We start from the raw sequence: 17,521 nt of genomic DNA, 5'->3' as shown, positions 1-17,521 counted from the left end.
GACCCTCTCTCTTTTCGGGAGAGGGCTGGCACGAGAGGGCGATTCCCGGAGGCGGGCGTTTAGCCGGTCCGGCTGCGTCACCGGAGGGACAAAAGACCTAGCTCATCAGACTGACATGGGCGGCGACGATGCGCCAGCCAAAGGGGAAACGTACCCAGGTTTGCTGCTGGCGACCAATGCGTTCGCTCCCCTCACGGGTGAATTCGGTGCTGCATACCGCGTAATCTTCGCCGAAGGTGGTGATGGTGGTGTGGCGCAGCTCGCGCTGCAACCCGGCGGCAGGCCGGGCGGCGCGAAAAGCGCGGATTTCGTCGATGCCGTACAGATTCTCTCCGGCTCCCAGACGCACCGTGCGTTTATCGTGCCAGAACAGCTCGTCCAGCACCTCGACATCATTGCTTACCAGCGCCTCCTCATAGCGGTAAAACGCCGCGGTGACCTCGGCGAGAATCAGCGGCCGGTTAATATGGTCTTGTGTCATCATGCTGCAATCTCCGCAGGGCGGGCATCGGTGATGCCCATCTCTTCCAGTACCCGCGCCACGCGCAGGCAGGCTTGTTCATTAAACGGGGCGGCAATTAACTGCACGCCGATCGGCTGCCCATTCGGGGTGCGTAGCGGCACCGTGACCACCGGCAGTCCGAGGAAGGAGACGGGCTGAGTGAGTATCCCCATACTGGCGCGGATCGGTAACGCCTGGCCGTTTATTTCCATCAATTGGGCGCCAATGGGGGTGGCGCAGCATGGCGTAGCTGGCGCGATCAGCACATCGGCGTGGGTAAACAGGGTTTTAAACGCCTGCTGCGCATGGCGGCGAAAGCGCTGGGCCTGAATATACCATGCCGACGGGATCATCGCCCCGGCCAGCAGGCGTTCGCGGGAGTTCGGCTCAAAACGTTCGGGCTGGCGGCGGAGTTCGGGCAGATACTGATTACCGCCTTCTGAAGCGCTGATAATAAATGCCGCCGAACGGGCCAGTTCGGCCTCCGGGAAGTTCAGCTCATCATGCGCTGCAAGCGCCTGAGCGACGCGGGCGACCGCCGCGCGCGCATCGTTATCGCACCAGGTCGAAAAATAACCGCCGAGCGTGGCGCAGCGTAACCCCTCCATGCCGCGAGTTAAAAGATTAGCGGTACGTTCGCTGGCTTTGTCCGCCTGAAAACCATCGGCAGGATCGCGCCCCTGTAGCGCGTCATAAACCGCGGAGAGATCGCCAACGCAGCGGGCAAACGGGCCAATATGGTCGAGGCTGGCGACGAAGGGATGGCTACCGGAGCGCGACAAACGGCCAAATGTCGGTTTCAGACCAAAGATCCCGCATAACGAAGCCGGGACGCGAATGGAACCGTTGGTATCGCTGCCCAGCGTGAAATGCACCAGCCCCGCGGCTACTGCCGCCGCCGATCCCCCGGACGATCCCCCGGCGATTTTGGTAAGATCGTGCGGGTTATGCGTTGCGCCATAATGGCTGTTTTCCGTCGTAAACCCGTAAGCGTAGGCGTCCATATTCAGCATCCCGGACAGCAGCGCGCCAGCGCTGTGCAACTGACGCACCGCCCAGCTATCGGCGACGGCCGGAGATCGGTCGCTAAACAGCCGGGCGCCGGCAAGGGTGGTATGACCGGCGACATCGAACAGATTTTTCACCGCATAGGGAATGCCTGCCAGCGCGGGCAGGGGCTTTTTTTCCCGTCGCAGGGTGTCAATATTCTCCGCCTCGGCGAACATGCGCTTTTCGCTGACGTGGGTCCAGGCGTTGATCTGCGGGTTAACGCGCGCAATGCTCTCCAGAGTATGGCGGGCAATCTCTCTGGCGCTGAGATCGCCGCTTGCCAGTGCGCGCTGTATGTCGTGGATAGTTAATTCATGTAGCTTCATGCTTTATACACTCCGGCGATTTCGACGCGTTCGTCGAGGGGAAAGGCCAGCAGCGGACCGGCCATGGCGGCAATGCGGCTAAACTGCAATCTGAGTTCAGCGCGTCGGGTCTCGTCCAGCTCCAGCGCCAGCAATTGTTCCATTTGTGCAAGATAAACGTCCCATTCGGCTTGCGGTATATTCATTATTGACTCCTAATATCCGGCGGCGGAGCCGTTGCTACGCGGATCGCTGGCTCCTTCAATCAGGCCATTGGGATGGCGAACAACGGCCCCTGCGTGGCCCATGACTTCACTAAAATCGGTCAGTATTTCAACGTCGTGCCCCAGTTCACGCAGACGGGCGATACTTTCGGTACTGAAGCGGCCTTCCAGCTTGAGTGAGTCGGAGGTCTGCCCCCAGGTTCGCCCCAGTAGCCAGCGCGGTCGGCTGATGCTCTCCTGTAGCGGCGCATTTTGCATCACGTAGCGGGTGAAGATAGCGGCCTGGGTCTGCGGCTGGCCGTCGCCGCCCATTGAGCCGTAAACCATCACCCGGCCATCGTTAAGCCGTGCGGCGGCGGGATTGAGCGTGTGAAACGGCTGTTTACCGGGTGCGAGAGCCAGCAGGTGAGCCGGATCGAGGCTGAACGACGCCCCGCGGTTCTGCCAGACAATGCCGCTTTCCGGTAGCACCACGCCGCTGCCGAACTCGTGATAGAGACTCTGGATAAAGGAGACCGCAAGGCCGCTTTTATCGATTACCCCCATCCACACCGTATCGCCCGGACCTTTACCCGTCCCCCACGGTGCGGCCTGCTGGTCGTTGATGGTGTCAGCCAGCGGCTGAAGCTCTGAGGGGTTCAGCAGACTCTGGATATCGACATTCAGATGGCGCGGGTCGGTGATATGCGCGTCGCGCAGGCCAAAAGCCAGCTTGGTGGCTTCAACAAGGCGGTGGACGGTCATGGCCTCGTCGGCGTCGGTCATGGCCAGCCGATCGGTTATGCCGAGGATCGCCAGTGAAACCAGTCCCTGAGTGGGCGGCGCGAGATTCCACAGTTCGCCGTGCTGATGTTCAAGCCTGAGCGGTTGCACGCGCCGTGCGCGATGGTGTCGCAGGTCGCTTAAGGTGACGGGCATTCCGTACTTTTCCATACCGCGCGCCAGATGCTCCGCCAGCGGCCCGCGATAGAAACTGTCTAAGCCTTCCTCCGTTAACTGGCGCAAGGTGTTGGCCAGCGCCGGTTGCAAAAAGCGGCTACCGGCTTGCGGCGGCTGGCCATTCACCAGCCAGGTTTCGGCAAAACCGGGTTGTTCACGTAGCTCGTGGAGTTTGTCGGCTGTGGCGCTGGCCTGTGAGACGGTGACCGGGATACCGTCCGCCGCGTAGCCGATAGCATCTTCCAGCAGGCGCGTCAGCGGCAGTTCTTTACCGGTTAAATCACGGGAAATTTTCAGCGCTTCATCCCAGCCGCTGACGGTGCCCGCTACGGTCAGCGCCGCCTTTGGGCCGCGGTGGGGGATCTGCGCCAGCCCGGCATAGGCCTGGGGCGTCGCCAGCGAACCTGCAGCGCCGCTGGCATCAATGGCAATGGGGTCGCCATCGGGCGGGACGATAAGCCAGAAACCATCGCCGCCGAGGCCATTCATATGTGGGTACACCACGGCGATCGTGGCGGCGGCGGCGACCATGGCTTCTATCGCGCTCCCGCCTTCGCGCAGCACCGCCAGCGCGCTCTGGCTGGCCAGATGATGGGGGGCGACCGCCATCCCGTGGGCGGCAACATGACTTTGCATGAGTTGTCCTCAAATAAGCGGATTGTCCGTATGGGGGTTGCAAAAGCTGTTCCATGTCTGAACATAACGTTTCAACCGTGGTCTGCGATGCGTATTTTTTGCGGAACTGGCATGCATTATGAAAGCGGTTAACGCTATAGTGCGGTGAAACGAAAGTTACAGAGGTCTTATGCAACAGCTTGATGAACGACTGAAAGCGCAGTACGCGTCTTTATCGCCGCAGGAACAGCGGGTGGCGGATTTTATTTTCGACCATTTCGATGATCTGATTAGTTACAACAGCGCGGAACTGGCGCGCCTGAGCTGCGTATCGAAAGCGACCGTCAGCCGGTTGTTCAAGCGCCTGGGCTATGAGAAATATAAAGATATGCGCGATGAGCTGCGTACCTTGCGCCAGAGCGGAATGCCGCTCACCGATAATCGCGATGCGGTACAGGGTAACACGCTGCTGGCGCGCCACTATAAACAGGAGATGGCGAACCTGACGCAATGGGTCAATGCCCTGGATGTTCAGCAATTCGCCGGGGCGATTCAGGCGCTGGTCGCCGCGCGACGCATTTTTATCGTCGGTATGCGCAACTCCTGGCCGGCGGCGCTGCATCTTCGTCAGCAGCTTTTACAGGCCCGCGGACAGATTCAGGTGTTGCCGCAGCCAGGGCAAAGTTTAAGCGAAGAGCTGGTGGATTTAACCGCTGAAGACCTGGTGGTGGTGATGGCGTTTCGCCGCCGTCCGCGCATTATTCGTCCGCTGTTGCAGCAGCTTCAGAGCCGCGGCATTCCGGTATTGTTAATGTGCGAACCGCAGGCGCATGGCCTGTTTCCGCTGGCGCGGTGGCAGCTTTGCGCGCCGCTGGATAGCGTCTCGGCCTATGATAGCTACGCCTCGGTAAATAGCCTGATCAATCTGCTGGCGAATGCTTTCCTGCACGAAATCCTCGATAAAGGCCGTCCGCGTATTCACGAGATCGCCAACCTTTACCAGCACCTGGATGAGCTCGAACAGCGATAATGGGGCGCCAGCGTGGTGCTTTGCATTATTTTGGTGCAATCGACATAAAGAGGAAACGCAGTATTGTTTCCACTTTATGTCGATTTTTTTCTTGTTTTATCGTCTTTTAACTGTGAAGTGGCTGATTGCATTATCGTGATATTTACCTGGCACATTAGTTGCAAAAGTTAATTTAAAGAATCTTTTGTTTCATGCTAACGTAACGGGTAAATACGATGAAAAAACTGTTGATCGCACTGGCCGGGGTCGCCTGTCTGTTAACCAATCTGTCAGCCGCGCGGGCTGACCAGCTACAGGATATTGAAAAGCGCGGCGTTATCCGCATTGCGGTGCCGCAGGATTTCCCGCCGTTTGGCTCGGTAGGCACCGACCTTCAGCCGCAGGGCTATGACATTGATATGGCGCGCTATCTCGCCAAAGAGATGAAGCTCAAGCTGCAACTGGTGCCGGTCACCAGCGCCAACCGCGTGCCGTATCTGCAAACCGATAAGGTTGATCTGGTGATTTCCAGTCTCGGCAAAAATGCGGAACGGGAGAAGGTGATCGATTTCAGCCGCGCCTATGCGCCGTTTTTCCTTGGTGTGTTTGGCCCGAAAGGCGAGGAGCTGAAGGATCCGGCGGCGCTGAGCGGTAAAAGCGTTGGCGTGACCCGCGGCGCGGTGGAGGACATGGTACTGACCAGCGTGGCGCCGAAAGATGCGCAGATTAAACGCTACGAAGATAACAATACCACGCTGTCAGCCTGGCTTTCCGGCCAGGTACAGTATGTGGCGACCGGCAACCTGGTGGTGGCGGCCATTTCCCGCCAGAATCCCACTAAAGCGCCGGTCGTGAGCTTTATGCTGAAGGATTCGCCGTGCTTTATCGGCCTGAAAAAGAATGAACCGGCGCTGAAGGCGAAGGTGAATACGCTGATTGAACAGGGTATTAAAGACGGCACGCTGAATGGTCTGTCCGAGAAGTGGATGAAAGCGCCGCTGCCCGCCAGCCTCGGCGCATAAGGGCCGGGCATGACGGAGCAACTTCATTTCTCTGCGCTCTGGCCGCACTGGCCGGAGCTACTGGCGGGACTGTGGGTGACCATTCAACTCACGGTTCTGGCGACGATCGGCGGCCTGACGCTGGGCATCTTCGGCGCCGCCATTCGCAGCGGGCGCGCCAGTTGGTTTAGTCGGATGTGGGGCGGATATGTTGAACTGATCCGCAATACGCCGTTTGTGGTACAGCTGTTTTTTATCGTCTTCGGTTTACCGAATCTGGGGCTAAAGATGACGGCGGGCGAGGCCGCGCTGCTGGCGATGGTGGTGAATCTCGGCGCCTACAGCACTGAGATCGTGCGCGCCGGTATTCAGGTGACGCCGAAAGGGCAGTGGGAAGCCGGTCGGGTACTGGGACTCACCCGGACGCAGACCTTTATGCAGGTGATTTTGCCGCCTGCGTTACAGCGCATTTATCCGGCGCTGGTGAGCCAGTGCATTATCGTGATGCTTGGATCATCGGTGGTGTCGCAGGTCTCTTATGAGGAACTGACCTTTGCCGCCAACCTGATTCAGTCGCGCACTTTTCTCAGCTTTGAGGTCTATCTGGTGACCACGGGGATCTATTTAGTGTTGTCTATATCGATGCGTCAGTTACTGATGGCGGCAGGGCGTAAATGGCTGGGGGTGCAGGCATGATGACCACCTTTACCGATTGGGACATTGTCCGCAATCTGCTGCTTGCCGGGCGCTGGACGGTACTGCTGTCGCTGGTGGCCTTTGTCGGCGGCGCGCTGGTGACGTTGCCGCTATTGCTGCTGCGCCTGACCGGCGGGCGGCAGGTGCAACGCCTGATTCGTGGCTATATCGAACTGTTTCAGGGTACGCCGCTGCTGATGCAGCTGTTTCTCGCCTTTTTCGGCGTGGCGCTGTTTGGTATTGATGTGTCAGCGTGGACCGCGGCGTCGCTGGCGCTGACGCTGTATACCAGCGCCTTTTTGCTCGATATCTGGCACGGCAGTATTCGCGCGCTGCCAAAAGGGCAGTGGGAAGCGTCGCGCTGTCTGGGGCTGAGCTTTGCTCAGACGTTGTATCGGGTGGTCGCGCCGCAGGCGCTGCGTATTGCCATCGCCCCGACGGTAGGGTTTGCCGTTCAGGTTATCAAGGGTACGGCGCTGGCGTCGATTATCGGCTTCGTCGAACTCACGAAAGCGGGCACCATGCTGACCAACGTGACCTACCAGCCGTTTAAAGTCTTTGCGCTGGTGGCGCTGGGTTACTTCATTCTGTGTTATCCGCTGTCCCGCTACAGTCGTTATCTGGAGAACAAGTTCAATGCCTCTCATCACCATTAATCAAATGCAGAAGTATTACGGCGATAACCATGTGCTCAAGGGTGTCGATCTGGATATCGATATGGGTGAAGTTATCTCGATTATCGGCCGCAGCGGGTCAGGTAAGAGTACGCTGCTGCGCTGTATTAACGGCCTTGAAGGCTATCAGGAAGGCAGCATTAAGCTCGGCGGGATGACCATTACCGATCGCGATTCCCAGGCGCGGGAAATCAGCCGCTCTATCGGCATGGTGTTCCAGAGCTTTAATCTATTCCCGCATATGACGGCGCTGGAAAACGTGATGCTGGCCCCGCGCCGGGTGCTGAAAAAGAGCGCCGCCGAGTGCCGCGAACTGGCCCGGCAGATGCTGGAAAAAGTGGGGCTTGGCGACCGGATTGATTACTATCCGGCCAATCTTTCCGGCGGCCAGCAGCAGCGCGTGGCGATTGCCCGCGCGCTGGCGATGTCGCCAAAAGTTTTACTCTGCGACGAGATCACCTCGGCGCTGGACCCGGAACTGGTTGGCGAAGTGCTCAAAGTGCTGGAGCAACTGGCGGCGGAAGGTATGACGCTGATCCTCGTGACCCATGAAATGAATTTTGCCCGCGAAGTGGGCGACCGCGTGGTGTTTATGCATCAGGGGCGCGTCTGGGAGCAGGGTGACAGTAAAACGCTGTTCGCTAATCCGCAGACCAGTGAACTGAAGCAGTTTATTTCATCCGTGCGCGGTCTCAACTAATTAAAGGATTTTCCGATGGATATCACTCAGTTTTCGCAAATCAACCCTCCGTCGCGGCTGCTAATGGGACCGGGCCCGATCAACGCCGATCCCCGCGTGCTGCGCGCCATGTCGAGCCAGCTTATTGGCCAGTATGACCCGGCGATGACCCATTACATGAATGAGGTGATGGCGCTGTATCGCGGTGTCTTCCGTACGGAAAACCGCTGGACGATGCTGGTCGACGGTACCTCGCGGGCGGGGATTGAAGCGATTCTGCTTTCGGCGATTAGGCCAGGGGACAAAGTGCTGGTGCCGGTCTTTGGCCGCTTCGGTCATCTGCTGTGCGAAATCGCCCGCCGCTGCCGGGCGGAGGTACACACCATTGAAGTGCCGTGGGGAGAAGTCTTTACCCCGGACCGGATTGAAGACGCCATCAAAAGCGTGCGCCCGCGGCTGCTGCTGACGGTGCAGGGCGATACTTCTACTACCATGCTGCAACCGCTGGCGGAACTGGGGGAAATCTGTCGCCGCTACGATGTGCTGTTTTATACCGATGCGACCGCTTCGCTGGGCGGCAACCCGCTGGAAACCGACGCCTGGCAACTGGATGCGGTGTCGGCGGGCATGCAAAAATGCCTCGGCGGCCCGTCCGGAACTTCGCCCATTACCCTTAGCGCGCGGATGGAAGAGGCGATTCGCCGCCGCAAGTGCGTTGAAGAGGGGATCCGTACCGATGCTCACCTCGATGGCGTCGATGAGATGGTCTACTCCAACTACTTCGACCTCGGCATGATTATGGATTACTGGGGGCCGGAGCGTCTCAATCACCATACTGAAGCCACCTCGGCGCTGTTTGCCGCCCGTGAATGCGCGCGGCTGATCCTCCAGGAAGGGCTGGATAACGGCATTGCCCGCCATAAGCTGCACGGGGATGCGCTGGTAAAAGGTATTCAGGCGATGGGGCTGGAGACGTTCGGTGACCTGAAACATAAGATGAACAACGTGCTTGGCGTGGTGATCCCGCCGGGGATTAACGGCGACCAGGCGCGAAAACTGATGCTGGAAGATTTCGGCATTGAAATCGGCACCTCGTTTGGCCCGCTGCACGGCAAGGTGTGGCGTATCGGCACCATGGGCTACAACGCGCGTAAAGACTGCGTGATGACCACGCTTAGCGCGCTGGAGTCAGTGCTGAACTATCTTAAATTTCCGACCGTCCAGGGTGCGGCGATGCAGGCGGCATGGGATCACTATCGCACCGAGAGCGCGCAATGAGTCAAACAACACGCCAGCAGGCGGAGATGCAGCAGGCCGCTGCGCGGGTGATGGCCCGCGCCGATGAGCTGGCCGCGATCAGCGAAACAGCGGACGCCCTGACCCGGGTATATCTGTCGCCGCAGCATCTACAGGCTAATCAGCAGGTGGGGTTGTGGATGGCCCAGGCCGGTATGATCGTCTGGCAGGACAGCGTCGGCAATATTTGCGGGCGCTACGAGGGAGAGCGGGAAGGCGCCCCCGCCATTTTGCTGGGATCGCATCTTGACACCGTGCGCAATGCCGGTCGTTACGACGGGATGCTCGGCGTGCTGACGGCGATTGAAGTGGTGCATCGCCTGCATCAGCAGGGACGGCGTCTGACGAAGGCGATAGAAATTGTCGGTTTTGGCGATGAAGAGGGGACGCGTTTTGGTATCACGCTGCTCGGCAGTCGCGGGCTGACCGGTACCTGGCCAGATGGCTGGCTGGCGCAGACCGATGCCGACGGCGTCAGCGTGGGGCAGGCAATGGTGCTGGCCGGGCTGGATCCGTCGCGCATTCATCTTGCCGCCCGCAGCGTGGAGGAGATTGCCGCCTATCTGGAACTGCATATCGAACAGGGCCCGTGTCTGGAGCAGGAGGGGCTGGCGCTGGGCGTGGTGGAGGCGATCAACGGCGCGCGTCGCCTGAACTGCTGCTTTACCGGCGAGGCGGGGCACGCGGGGACGGTGCCGATGAACCACCGTAAAGATGCGCTGGCGGCGGCGGCAGAGTGGATGGTGCTGACAGAGACCATGACCCGCGAGTACGGGGAGAACCTTGTTGCCACGGTGGGTACGCTGCGCTGTGCGCCTGGCGCGGTCAACGTTATTCCCGGCGAAGTGACGCTGACCCTCGATATTCGCGGGCCGAACGATCGGCCGCTGGATGCGCTCCTGACCACGCTGCTGATGCGGGGGGAGGAGATCGCCGCCCGTCGTCAGTTGCGATTCCGCGCGGAAGAGTTTTACCGTATTGCCGCGACCGCCTGCGATAGCGGATTACAGCAGGTATTAAGCGCGGCGGTGCGCAGGGTTCAGGGGCGGTCGCTGACGCTGCCGAGCGGCGCCGGGCATGATGCCATCGCCATTGCCGAACGCTGGCCGTCGGCAATGCTGTTTGTTCGCTGCAAAGGTGGCGTCAGCCATCATCCTGCCGAGTCAGTTACCGTCGACGATGTGGCGCTGGCGATCGAGGCTTATTTCCTCGCGGTGTCGGAACTGGCGGCGAAATAGGTTATCCCGCAAGTGCTGGCGGCGGGTATTGTCGGGATAACGCCCTTTTCCGGGGGCGTCCCGGCATTCGCGGCGTTGGGGGGATCGTCCGCTACCCCGCGGGGTTAGCATCGCGCGAGTCAGTTTGCACTATTGTGGTGCATTTCAGGCAAGGAACATGCCATAAATAAGCAAAGCGTCTGGTTATTATTTATTCAAATATGCAAAAAGGTGTAACGGCATTGCGCCGCGGCGATACGCTGCGTTACCTGGCATAATTAATGCTTATCTCTTAGCGGAATTACCTCAAAATGAGTATAACCGGAGGAGACGGTCATGATAAAAATAACGCTTCCAGACGGGCATTATTATGATGAGATGCTTACCGCACAGGGAGAGCAGCGCCAGCACTATAACGCCTGGTGGCAATGGTTTCGCAACACCGATCAATTCTCTATCCGGCAGAAAAAAGAGCAGGCTGAGCTACTCTTTCACCGAATAGGCATCACTTTTAACGTCTACGGTGAGGATGAGGGCACTGAACGACTGATCCCTTTTGACAGCGTGCCGCGCATTATTCCCGCCACCGAGTGGCAGCGGATCGACCTTGGCATTCGCCAGCGGGTGAAAGCCCTGAATGCTTTCCTTTACGATATCTATCACGACCAGAATATCCTGCGCGCGGGGCTGATTCCGGCGGAACAGGTGCTGGCCAACGAACAGTATCAGCCCTGTATGCAGGGGATTAATTTACCCAATAACACCTATGCCCATATCACCGGGGTGGATATGGTACGCAACAGCGACGGCCAGTATTACGTGCTGGAGGACAATTTGCGAACGCCTTCCGGCGTCTCCTATATGCTGGAAAACCGCAAGATGATGATGCGGCTGTATCCCGAAATGTTCGAACAGCATCATATTGCGCCGGTAGAGCGTTATCCCAGCTATTTGCTGCAGACCCTGCGCGAAAGTTCGCCGGTGGATGATCCGTGCGTGGTGGTGATGACGCCGGGACGCTTTAACAGCGCCTATTTTGAGCACAGTTTTCTGGCTCAGCAGATGGGCGTCGAGCTGGTGGAAAGCGCCGATCTGTTTATTAAAACCGGGGCGGTGTATATGCGTACCACCGAGGGACCGCGGCGCGTGGATGTGATTTACCGGCGTATTGACGATGCGTATCTCGATCCGCTGGCCTTTCGCGCCGATTCCATGTTAGGCGTTCCCGGGCTGTTGTCGGTGTATCGCGCCGGGGGCGTGGTGCTGGCCAACGCCATCGGAACCGGCGTCGCCGATGATAAATCGATCTATCCCTACGTGCCGGAGATGATCCGCTTCTATCTGGGCGAACAGCCGATCCTGAGTAACATTCCCACCTGGCAGTGCCGCAAAGAGGACGATCTTCGCTACGTGCTGAGCAACCTTGAACGGATGGTGGTGAAGGAGGTTCACGGCGCCGGGGGCTATGGCATGCTGGTCGGCCCGCGTTCAACCAAAGAGGAGCGCGAAGTGTTTCGCCAGCGTCTGCTGGCGAACCCGGCCAACTATATTGGCCAGGACACCCTGGCGTTGTCGACTTGTCCAACGTTTATCGAGGATGGTCTGGCGCCACGCCACATTGATTTACGTCCTTTTGTTCTCTCCGGCCAGGAGATCCGCCTGGTGCCTGGCGGACTCACGCGCGTGGCGCTAACCGAAGGTTCGCTGGTAGTGAACTCGTCGCAGGGCGGCGGTACTAAGGATACCTGGGTAATGGAGGATGATGCATCATGCTAAGCCGCACAGCGAGTGAACTCTTCTGGATGGCGCGTTATCTTGAGCGCGCGGAAAGCTATGCCCGGGTACTGGATGTGACCTGGAAGCTGTCGATGATCCCCCGCCATAGCCAGCAGTCGCGGGATTTGGCCTTACCGCTAAACTTGTCGCTGACCCACGAGTTATTTCAGGCGCGACACGCGCGTTTCACCATGAGCAATCTGCTTAATTTTTTCGCCCTTGACGGGAACAATCCGTACAGCATTTTTAGCTGCGTCGAAATGGCGTGGAATAATGCCCATGCGGTGCGCGGTAGTCTGTCGGCGGAAGTGTGGGAAAGTATCAACGCCACGCGTATTGAGCTGCGCAAACTGCGCCAGCAGGGGATCGGCGAACTGGGTAACGACGCTTTTTTCGAATGGGTAAAAGAGCGGGTACATCTGTTTCGCGGGGCGATCCTCGGCACCCTGCTGCGTAACGACGCATTAAGCTTTATCGGTATCGGTACGCTGATTGAGCGGGCGTCCGCCACCGCACAACTCCTGTTGATTAAGGATCAGCAGCTGAACAGCGACCCGGACCCGGTGCGTGAGTATTACCGGCTGGATACCCTGCTCAACGCGGTCAGCGCCCGCGAGGCCTACAACAGTATTTACCGTCAGCCGCTAACCCGTGAGACGGTGATGGAACTGCTGATTTTACGTAATGATGTGCCGAGATCGCTGAGAGCCAGTATTTCCGACCTGGTCGGGCAACTGGAACAGATTGCCAACGATCGTTCATACCTGCCGCTGCGCCTGGCGCATAAACTCAACGTCGATTTGCGCTTCAGCACTCGCGACGATCTGGCGCAGGCCGATTTACAGGTTACGCTCAATGGGCTGCTGGCGCGGATTAACGCGCTTTCTGACAGCATCAGACAAACTTATCTGGAGGCGTTATGAAACTGGTTATCGATCACCTGACCCGCTACGGCTACGATGAAGAAGTGAAGTTTTCGACCCAGTATCTGCGCCTGACGCCGCGCAGTAACGGGCGGCAAAAGATCACCTCCTGGACATTAACGCTGCCGGACGGCTCCACGGTTGCCACCACCGATGCGTGGGGCAACATCCTGCATGTGCTGACGCTGGATAATCCGCATAAAGAGATTGTTATTCGCGCCAGCGGGATCGTCGATATCGCGGAAGAGGGCGAGGAGATGGGCGCCGAACAACAGGAGCTGCTGTCGCCGCTGGTCTTTTTACGCAGTACGCCGCTCACCCGTGCTGATGACCAGATTCGCGAATTTGCCCGCCGTTGGTTCCTGCCGGATGCTCAGGAAGAGAGTCTTAACCGCTTAATGACGGAACTGCTGCTCAGAATGCCTTATTCGCCAGGGGCGACACAGGTCCAGGATTCCGCTGCCGATGCGTTTGCGCGGGCGAAAGGGGTTTGTCAGGATCACACCCATGTATTCCTCGCCTGCTGTCGCGCGCTGGAGATCCCGGCGCGCTATGTGAGCGGCTATGTCTATAGCGACAACGCCAGGCACGTCGCCATGCATGCCTGGGCGGAAGTGTGGTTGAACGATCGCTGGCACTCTTTTGATATCACCAATAATACCCGCAATATGAATCAACATTTGCGGTTGGCGACCGGGCTGGATTATCTTGATGCGTGTCCGGTACGCGGTACCCGTCTTGGGGGCGGGGGAGAAGTGATGTTAACTAACGCTGAAGTGCGCGAGCATTCGCAACAGGCGCAGCAGCAATAACGGCAGGAACAAAGAACGATGACCTACTGTGTGGCCATGTGTTTGTCAGATGGACTGGTATTTGCCTCAGACTCCCGCACTAATGCGGGAGTGGACCATATTGCAACATTTAAAAAACTGCACGTTTTCCATCAGGATGGCGAGCGCGTCATGGTGCTGCAATCTGCGGGCAACCTGGCCACCACGCAGAGCGTGATTAGCCTGCTCAATGCGCGCATTCGCACTCAGCAGGAGCCGAACCTGATGCAGGTCACTTCGTTATACGATGCGGCGATGTTAATCGGCAAAACGTTACAGGAGGTGATTCAGCGTGACAGCAGCAATCAGCAAAACTGCGGCAATACCAATTTCAACTGCAATCTGCTGCTCGGTGGACAGATTGCCGGGGAAACGCACCGTCTTTTTCATATCTATCCGGAAGGTAACTTTATCGAGGCGACGCGCGATACGCCCTATTTCCAGATTGGCGAGAGTAAATACGGCAAGCCGATTATTGACCGGGTACTGACGATGGATACGCCGCTGGAGCAGGCGATGTGCTGCGCGCTGATTTCAATCGATTCAACATTGCGCAGTAATCTTTCGGTTGGGCTGCCGCTGGATACGCTGCTATACCGTAGCGGCAGCCTGAGCAGCGCCGGACAGCATCGAATAACGGACAGCGATCCTTATTTCAATACTATTCGTAAAGCCTGGTCCGAGGGGCTGCTGGGTACGTTTCAGAAACTGCCGCCGTTCACGCCGGGCGGTGACTGATATGCCTTGGCCGGCTTCCGCCAGATGCGTGTCAGGCCCGCGTTCGCTTTGCCTGAGGGTTCGCGCTTTTGCTGAATGCGGATGAATTACGCGGTGGCAGTGCTGCGGGACTTTATATGGTGCCAGAAGCGTTCGGCGGACTGGTTGAGTCGTGAACCGGAACGATAGATATAGGCGCCGATCGGCAACGACAGGCTCTTATCCATAATCGCCAGGCGGCCTTCTTCAAGTTCGCGCTTTATGGAGTATTGCGGGAGCCAGCCAACCCCGTCTCCGTTAAGGATCATGCGTTTTAACAGCTCGCTCATGGATGAAACGAAAGTCAGAGAAAAGGTGATCTCAGGTTTGCGGTCAATAACCTGGTTAACCTGCCGTCCCATGTAGCTGTCGTTGGCGTATTTCATCAGCGGCAGCACGCCGCGGTGTAAATAAAAAAGCGGCCGGCCATTTTTATCGCAGGGCGAAACGAGATGCAGCGCGGAGTCGAAAATTTTGTGGTTGATAAACGGATAGTTCATCAACTCTTCGTTATAAAACGACAGAATAAAATCGCTTTTCCCTTCTTTAAGATTGAACACCGCATCGTTGACGTTAATCGATTCAACATGAAATGTTTTATTCTTTCTGTCGGTATAACCGGCGATAATCTCGGGGAGTAATAAAACAGAAAGCGAAGGTGCTGCATCGATTCTTATTTTTTGGGTTGTGTTGCTTAATCCCTTAATACGGCTGATTTGAAAATCCATATCATCAAGCATATTTCGCGCATAGCCGACAAAAATTTTGCCGCGGTTGGTCAACTGTAACGGGTTTGCCGAGCGGTCAAAGATACTAAAGCCCAGCGAGGCTTCCAGCGCCTGAATGCGCCGGCTGAAGGAAGATTGTGAAATATTTCGACTTTTTGCCGCCAGGGTAAAGCTTCTGGACTCTTCCAGGGCAATCACATCGTAAAGCCATTTTACTTCAAGATTCGCCAGCACCGCTATTCCTCAACATATCATTTAAGGCTATGCAATTTTAGCATAACGCATAGAAACTATGCAATTAACATCAATAACTACAGGTGTTAACATTTTTACCGGAGTTTAGCTTATGACTTATTCTTTAAACGATATTTCTTAAGTACAGGCGACCCCCTACGCGAGCACGATTTTAAATCGCCGGCTCTGTTTGGCCTGTTTATTTAATGCAATGCGGATTGTTTATTAAAAATAGTCTGGCGGTGGTAAATAACAGGTTGAATAAGCAAATGCATCTTATCCAGCCAATTGTTTGTCAGGAGTTCCATGTCACATATTGAATCAGTAAAAGCGGCTCTTCTTGAGCTTGGCATTCAGAATAGCAGCGAGCTGTTTTATAACCCGGATTACGACTTGCTGATTGCACATGAAACCAGCGCGGAGTTAACCGGTGAGGCGCGCGGCGTGATGACCGGGTGCGGCGCGGTCGCGGTTGATACCGGCATTTTTACCGGGCGTTCGCCGCGTGACAAATATATTGTCAGAGATGACGTGACGCGTGACACCGTGTGGTGGTCTGATGCCGGTCTGGGGCGGAATGATAATAAACCGTTAACGACTGAGATTTGGACCGATCTCAAGGCACGGGTTGCCGGACAGCTTAGCGGCAAAAAATTGTATATTGTTGATGCCTGGTGCGGCGCCAGTCCGGCGACTCGCCTGGGGGTGCGTTTCGTGACCGAGGTGGCGTGGCAGGCGCACTTCGTTAAAAATATGTTTATTGCGCCGAACGCAGAGGAACTGGCTGAATTTACGCCGGATTTCGTTGTTCTCAACGGTGCGGGCTGTACCAACGATAAATGGCAGGAACAAGGGCTTAACTCCGAGAACTTTGTGGCTTTCAATTTGAGTGAAAATATTCAGTTGATTGGCGGCACCTGGTACGGCGGCGAAATGAAGAAAGGGCTGTTTTCGGTGATGAACTATCTGTTGCCGCAGCAGGGGATCGCGTCGATGCACTGCTCGGCGAACCGCGGTGAAGCGGGCGATGTCGCGCTGTTCTTCGGCCTTTCCGGGACCGGCAAGACCACGCTTTCCACCGACCCGCAGCGACAGCTTATCGGCGATGATGAGCATGGCTGGGACGATGAGGGCGTGTTCAACTTTGAAGGCGGTTGCTATGCCAAGACCATTAATCTTGAGCCGCAGGCCGAGCCGGAGATCTATCGCGCGATTCGCCGCAATGCGCTGCTGGAAAATGTGGTAGTCAGAGCGGACGGCAGCGTTGATTACGCCGATGGCAGCAAAACTGAAAACACACGCGTCTCTTATCCTTTATCGCATATTGAGAACATCGTTAAGCCGGTATCGCGTGCAGGCCATCCGTCGAAGGTGATTTTCCTTGCCGCCGATGCGTTTGGCGTACTGCCGCCGGTTTCTCGCCTGACGACGGAACAGATGCAGTACCACTTCCTGTCAGGATTTACCTCTAAACTGGCCGGAACTGAACGCGGTATTACACAACCGACGCCAACGTTTTCAGCCTGTTATGGCGCCGCGTTTCTGCTGCTGCATCCGACACAGTATGCCAGCGTCCTGGCGGCGAAAATGGCAGAGGTGGGCGCTGAAGCCTGGCTGGTTAACACGGGCTGGAACGGTGAAGGCAAACGTCTTTCCTTGCGTGATACACGCAATATCATCAGCGCAATTTTAAACGGCACCACCGGAGAGATGCGTGCAGAGACCGTGCCGGTATTTGACTTGTCTATTCCTCAGGCCATTGCGGGCGTGGATAGCGCGCTGCTTGATCCGCGTAGCGGTTGGTCATCTGCCGATAAGTGGCAGGAGAAAGCGGAGAGTCTGGCACAGTTGTTTATTGACAACTTTAAACAATATACGGATACCGAAGCCGGAGCTCGGTTAGCGTTAGCGGGCCCGACGCCTGCAAAATCAGCCGTTGCGGCGTAATTAATATTATCGTCGGAAGCGTCAGAGCGTCACCCGGACAGCGTCCGGGTTTTTCTTAATAAAAAACCGTTATCACACCGTTTTGCCCGTCTGCGAGGGCGGTGTCGGCGTGCGTCGGCA

The 17,521-nt window shown here is 57.1% G+C and carries 17 protein-coding genes; 12 read left to right on the top strand and 5 right to left on the bottom strand.

Annotation, left to right across the window (positions count from 1 at the left end; genetic code table 11):
• Positions 1-97: 97 nt before the first annotated feature.
• From hpxZ to hpxW, 4 genes are read right to left on the bottom strand one after another with little or no spacing between them, the layout of a single operon-like run.
• A complete protein-coding gene (gene hpxZ / locus ABK821_RS11005; protein ID WP_171034841.1) occupies positions 98-484 on the bottom strand; it encodes an oxalurate catabolism protein HpxZ in 387 nt (128 codons plus the stop codon).
• The gene (locus tag ABK821_RS11000) at positions 481-1,878 is read right to left on the bottom strand and encodes an AtzE family amidohydrolase (protein ID WP_343178676.1); all 1,398 of its coding nucleotides are present in this window, start codon (positions 1,876-1,878) and stop codon (positions 481-483) included. Before ABK821_RS11000 ends, hpxZ begins: the two co-directional genes overlap by 4 nt.
• On the bottom strand, positions 1,875-2,063 hold the full coding sequence (hpxX, locus tag ABK821_RS10995) for an oxalurate catabolism protein HpxX (protein ID WP_138360294.1): 189 nt from the start codon (positions 2,061-2,063) through the stop codon (positions 1,875-1,877). The genes ABK821_RS11000 and hpxX overlap by 4 nt, the downstream gene beginning before the upstream one ends.
• Positions 2,064-2,072: 9 nt before the next feature.
• Positions 2,073-3,656, bottom strand: coding sequence for an oxamate amidohydrolase (hpxW, locus tag ABK821_RS10990; protein WP_308561361.1), 1,584 nt, complete (start codon positions 3,654-3,656; stop codon positions 2,073-2,075).
• A gap of 169 nt (positions 3,657-3,825) precedes the next feature.
• Between hpxW and hpxU the strand changes: the two genes are divergently transcribed.
• From hpxU to ABK821_RS10935, 11 genes are all read left to right on the top strand, one after another.
• A complete protein-coding gene (gene hpxU, locus ABK821_RS10985) occupies positions 3,826-4,665 on the top strand; it encodes a MurR/RpiR family transcriptional regulator HpxU (protein ID WP_138360296.1) in 840 nt (279 codons plus the stop codon).
• A gap of 215 nt (positions 4,666-4,880) precedes the next feature.
• Complete coding sequence (locus tag ABK821_RS10980) at positions 4,881-5,666, top strand: transporter substrate-binding domain-containing protein (RefSeq protein WP_138360297.1); 786 nt, start codon at positions 4,881-4,883, stop codon at positions 5,664-5,666.
• A gap of 9 nt (positions 5,667-5,675) precedes the next feature.
• Positions 5,676-6,341 carry an amino acid ABC transporter permease gene (locus ABK821_RS10975; protein ID WP_138360298.1) on the top strand — a complete coding sequence of 222 codons (666 nt, stop codon included), beginning with the start codon at positions 5,676-5,678 and terminating at the stop codon, positions 6,339-6,341.
• Positions 6,341-6,997, top strand: coding sequence for an amino acid ABC transporter permease (locus ABK821_RS10970; RefSeq protein ID WP_171034849.1), 657 nt, complete (start codon positions 6,341-6,343; stop codon positions 6,995-6,997). Before ABK821_RS10975 ends, ABK821_RS10970 begins: the two co-directional genes overlap by 1 nt.
• The gene (locus ABK821_RS10965) at positions 6,978-7,715 is read left to right on the top strand and encodes an amino acid ABC transporter ATP-binding protein (protein ID WP_138360300.1); all 738 of its coding nucleotides are present in this window, start codon (positions 6,978-6,980) and stop codon (positions 7,713-7,715) included. The genes ABK821_RS10970 and ABK821_RS10965 overlap by 20 nt, the downstream gene beginning before the upstream one ends.
• 15 nt (positions 7,716-7,730) lie before the next feature.
• Positions 7,731-8,972, top strand: a complete 1,242-nt coding sequence (locus ABK821_RS10960) for an alanine--glyoxylate aminotransferase family protein (RefSeq protein ID WP_138360301.1) — start codon at positions 7,731-7,733, stop codon at positions 8,970-8,972.
• The gene (gene hpxK, locus ABK821_RS10955) at positions 8,969-10,228 is read left to right on the top strand and encodes an allantoate amidohydrolase (protein ID WP_138360302.1); all 1,260 of its coding nucleotides are present in this window, start codon (positions 8,969-8,971) and stop codon (positions 10,226-10,228) included. The genes ABK821_RS10960 and hpxK overlap by 4 nt, the downstream gene beginning before the upstream one ends.
• Positions 10,229-10,543: 315 nt before the next feature.
• Complete coding sequence (locus ABK821_RS10950; protein ID WP_138360303.1) at positions 10,544-11,983, top strand: circularly permuted type 2 ATP-grasp protein; 1,440 nt, start codon at positions 10,544-10,546, stop codon at positions 11,981-11,983.
• Positions 11,977-12,906 carry an alpha-E domain-containing protein gene (locus ABK821_RS10945; RefSeq protein WP_138360304.1) on the top strand — a complete coding sequence of 310 codons (930 nt, stop codon included), beginning with the start codon at positions 11,977-11,979 and terminating at the stop codon, positions 12,904-12,906. The genes ABK821_RS10950 and ABK821_RS10945 overlap by 7 nt, the downstream gene beginning before the upstream one ends.
• The gene (locus ABK821_RS10940) at positions 12,903-13,718 is read left to right on the top strand and encodes a transglutaminase family protein (protein WP_138360305.1); all 816 of its coding nucleotides are present in this window, start codon (positions 12,903-12,905) and stop codon (positions 13,716-13,718) included. The genes ABK821_RS10945 and ABK821_RS10940 overlap by 4 nt, the downstream gene beginning before the upstream one ends.
• Before the next feature lie 18 nt (positions 13,719-13,736).
• Positions 13,737-14,474 (top strand): proteasome-type protease, encoded by a 738-nt coding sequence (locus tag ABK821_RS10935; RefSeq protein WP_138360306.1) that lies wholly within the window; start codon positions 13,737-13,739, stop codon positions 14,472-14,474.
• Between the two features lie 86 nt (positions 14,475-14,560).
• On the opposite strand, the gene ABK821_RS10930 is transcribed toward ABK821_RS10935, so the two are convergent.
• Positions 14,561-15,454, bottom strand: a complete 894-nt coding sequence (locus tag ABK821_RS10930) for a LysR substrate-binding domain-containing protein (RefSeq protein WP_138360307.1) — start codon at positions 15,452-15,454, stop codon at positions 14,561-14,563.
• Between the two features lie 306 nt (positions 15,455-15,760).
• On the opposite strand from ABK821_RS10930, the gene pckA reads away from it, so the two are divergent.
• On the top strand, positions 15,761-17,401 hold the full coding sequence (gene pckA / locus ABK821_RS10925; protein WP_343178675.1) for a phosphoenolpyruvate carboxykinase (ATP): 1,641 nt from the start codon (positions 15,761-15,763) through the stop codon (positions 17,399-17,401).
• The last annotated feature ends 120 nt before the right edge of the window (positions 17,402-17,521 follow it).

Origin of the sequence: Klebsiella sp. KE9456 (assembly GCF_043832615.1) — a bacterium.
Taxonomy (GTDB): Bacteria; Pseudomonadota; Gammaproteobacteria; order Enterobacterales; family Enterobacteriaceae; genus Klebsiella; species Klebsiella indica.
The sequence above is the reverse complement of the archived record's forward strand: the minus strand, read 5'-3'. Positions and strand labels throughout refer to the sequence as shown.

Excerpts from the sequence above, each read along its gene's own strand:
- hpxZ (WP_171034841.1), bottom strand. The coding sequence starts at position 484 with ATGATGACACAAGACCATATTAACCGGCCGCTGATTCTCGCCGAGGTC.
- ABK821_RS11000 (WP_343178676.1), bottom strand. The coding sequence starts at position 1,878 with ATGAAGCTACATGAATTAACTATCCACGACATACAGCGCGCACTGGCA.
- hpxX (WP_138360294.1), bottom strand. The coding sequence starts at position 2,063 with ATGAATATACCGCAAGCCGAATGGGACGTTTATCTTGCACAAATGGAA.
- hpxW (WP_308561361.1), bottom strand. The coding sequence starts at position 3,656 with ATGCAAAGTCATGTTGCCGCCCACGGGATGGCGGTCGCCCCCCATCAT.
- hpxU (WP_138360296.1), top strand. The coding sequence starts at position 3,826 with ATGCAACAGCTTGATGAACGACTGAAAGCGCAGTACGCGTCTTTATCG.
- ABK821_RS10980 (WP_138360297.1), top strand. The coding sequence starts at position 4,881 with ATGAAAAAACTGTTGATCGCACTGGCCGGGGTCGCCTGTCTGTTAACC.
- ABK821_RS10975 (WP_138360298.1), top strand. The coding sequence starts at position 5,676 with ATGACGGAGCAACTTCATTTCTCTGCGCTCTGGCCGCACTGGCCGGAG.
- ABK821_RS10970 (WP_171034849.1), top strand. The coding sequence starts at position 6,341 with ATGACCACCTTTACCGATTGGGACATTGTCCGCAATCTGCTGCTTGCC.
- ABK821_RS10965 (WP_138360300.1), top strand. The coding sequence starts at position 6,978 with ATGCCTCTCATCACCATTAATCAAATGCAGAAGTATTACGGCGATAAC.
- ABK821_RS10960 (WP_138360301.1), top strand. The coding sequence starts at position 7,731 with ATGGATATCACTCAGTTTTCGCAAATCAACCCTCCGTCGCGGCTGCTA.
- hpxK (WP_138360302.1), top strand. The coding sequence starts at position 8,969 with ATGAGTCAAACAACACGCCAGCAGGCGGAGATGCAGCAGGCCGCTGCG.
- ABK821_RS10950 (WP_138360303.1), top strand. The coding sequence starts at position 10,544 with ATGATAAAAATAACGCTTCCAGACGGGCATTATTATGATGAGATGCTT.
- ABK821_RS10945 (WP_138360304.1), top strand. The coding sequence starts at position 11,977 with ATGCTAAGCCGCACAGCGAGTGAACTCTTCTGGATGGCGCGTTATCTT.
- ABK821_RS10940 (WP_138360305.1), top strand. The coding sequence starts at position 12,903 with ATGAAACTGGTTATCGATCACCTGACCCGCTACGGCTACGATGAAGAA.
- ABK821_RS10935 (WP_138360306.1), top strand. The coding sequence starts at position 13,737 with ATGACCTACTGTGTGGCCATGTGTTTGTCAGATGGACTGGTATTTGCC.
- pckA (WP_343178675.1), top strand. The coding sequence starts at position 15,761 with ATGTCACATATTGAATCAGTAAAAGCGGCTCTTCTTGAGCTTGGCATT.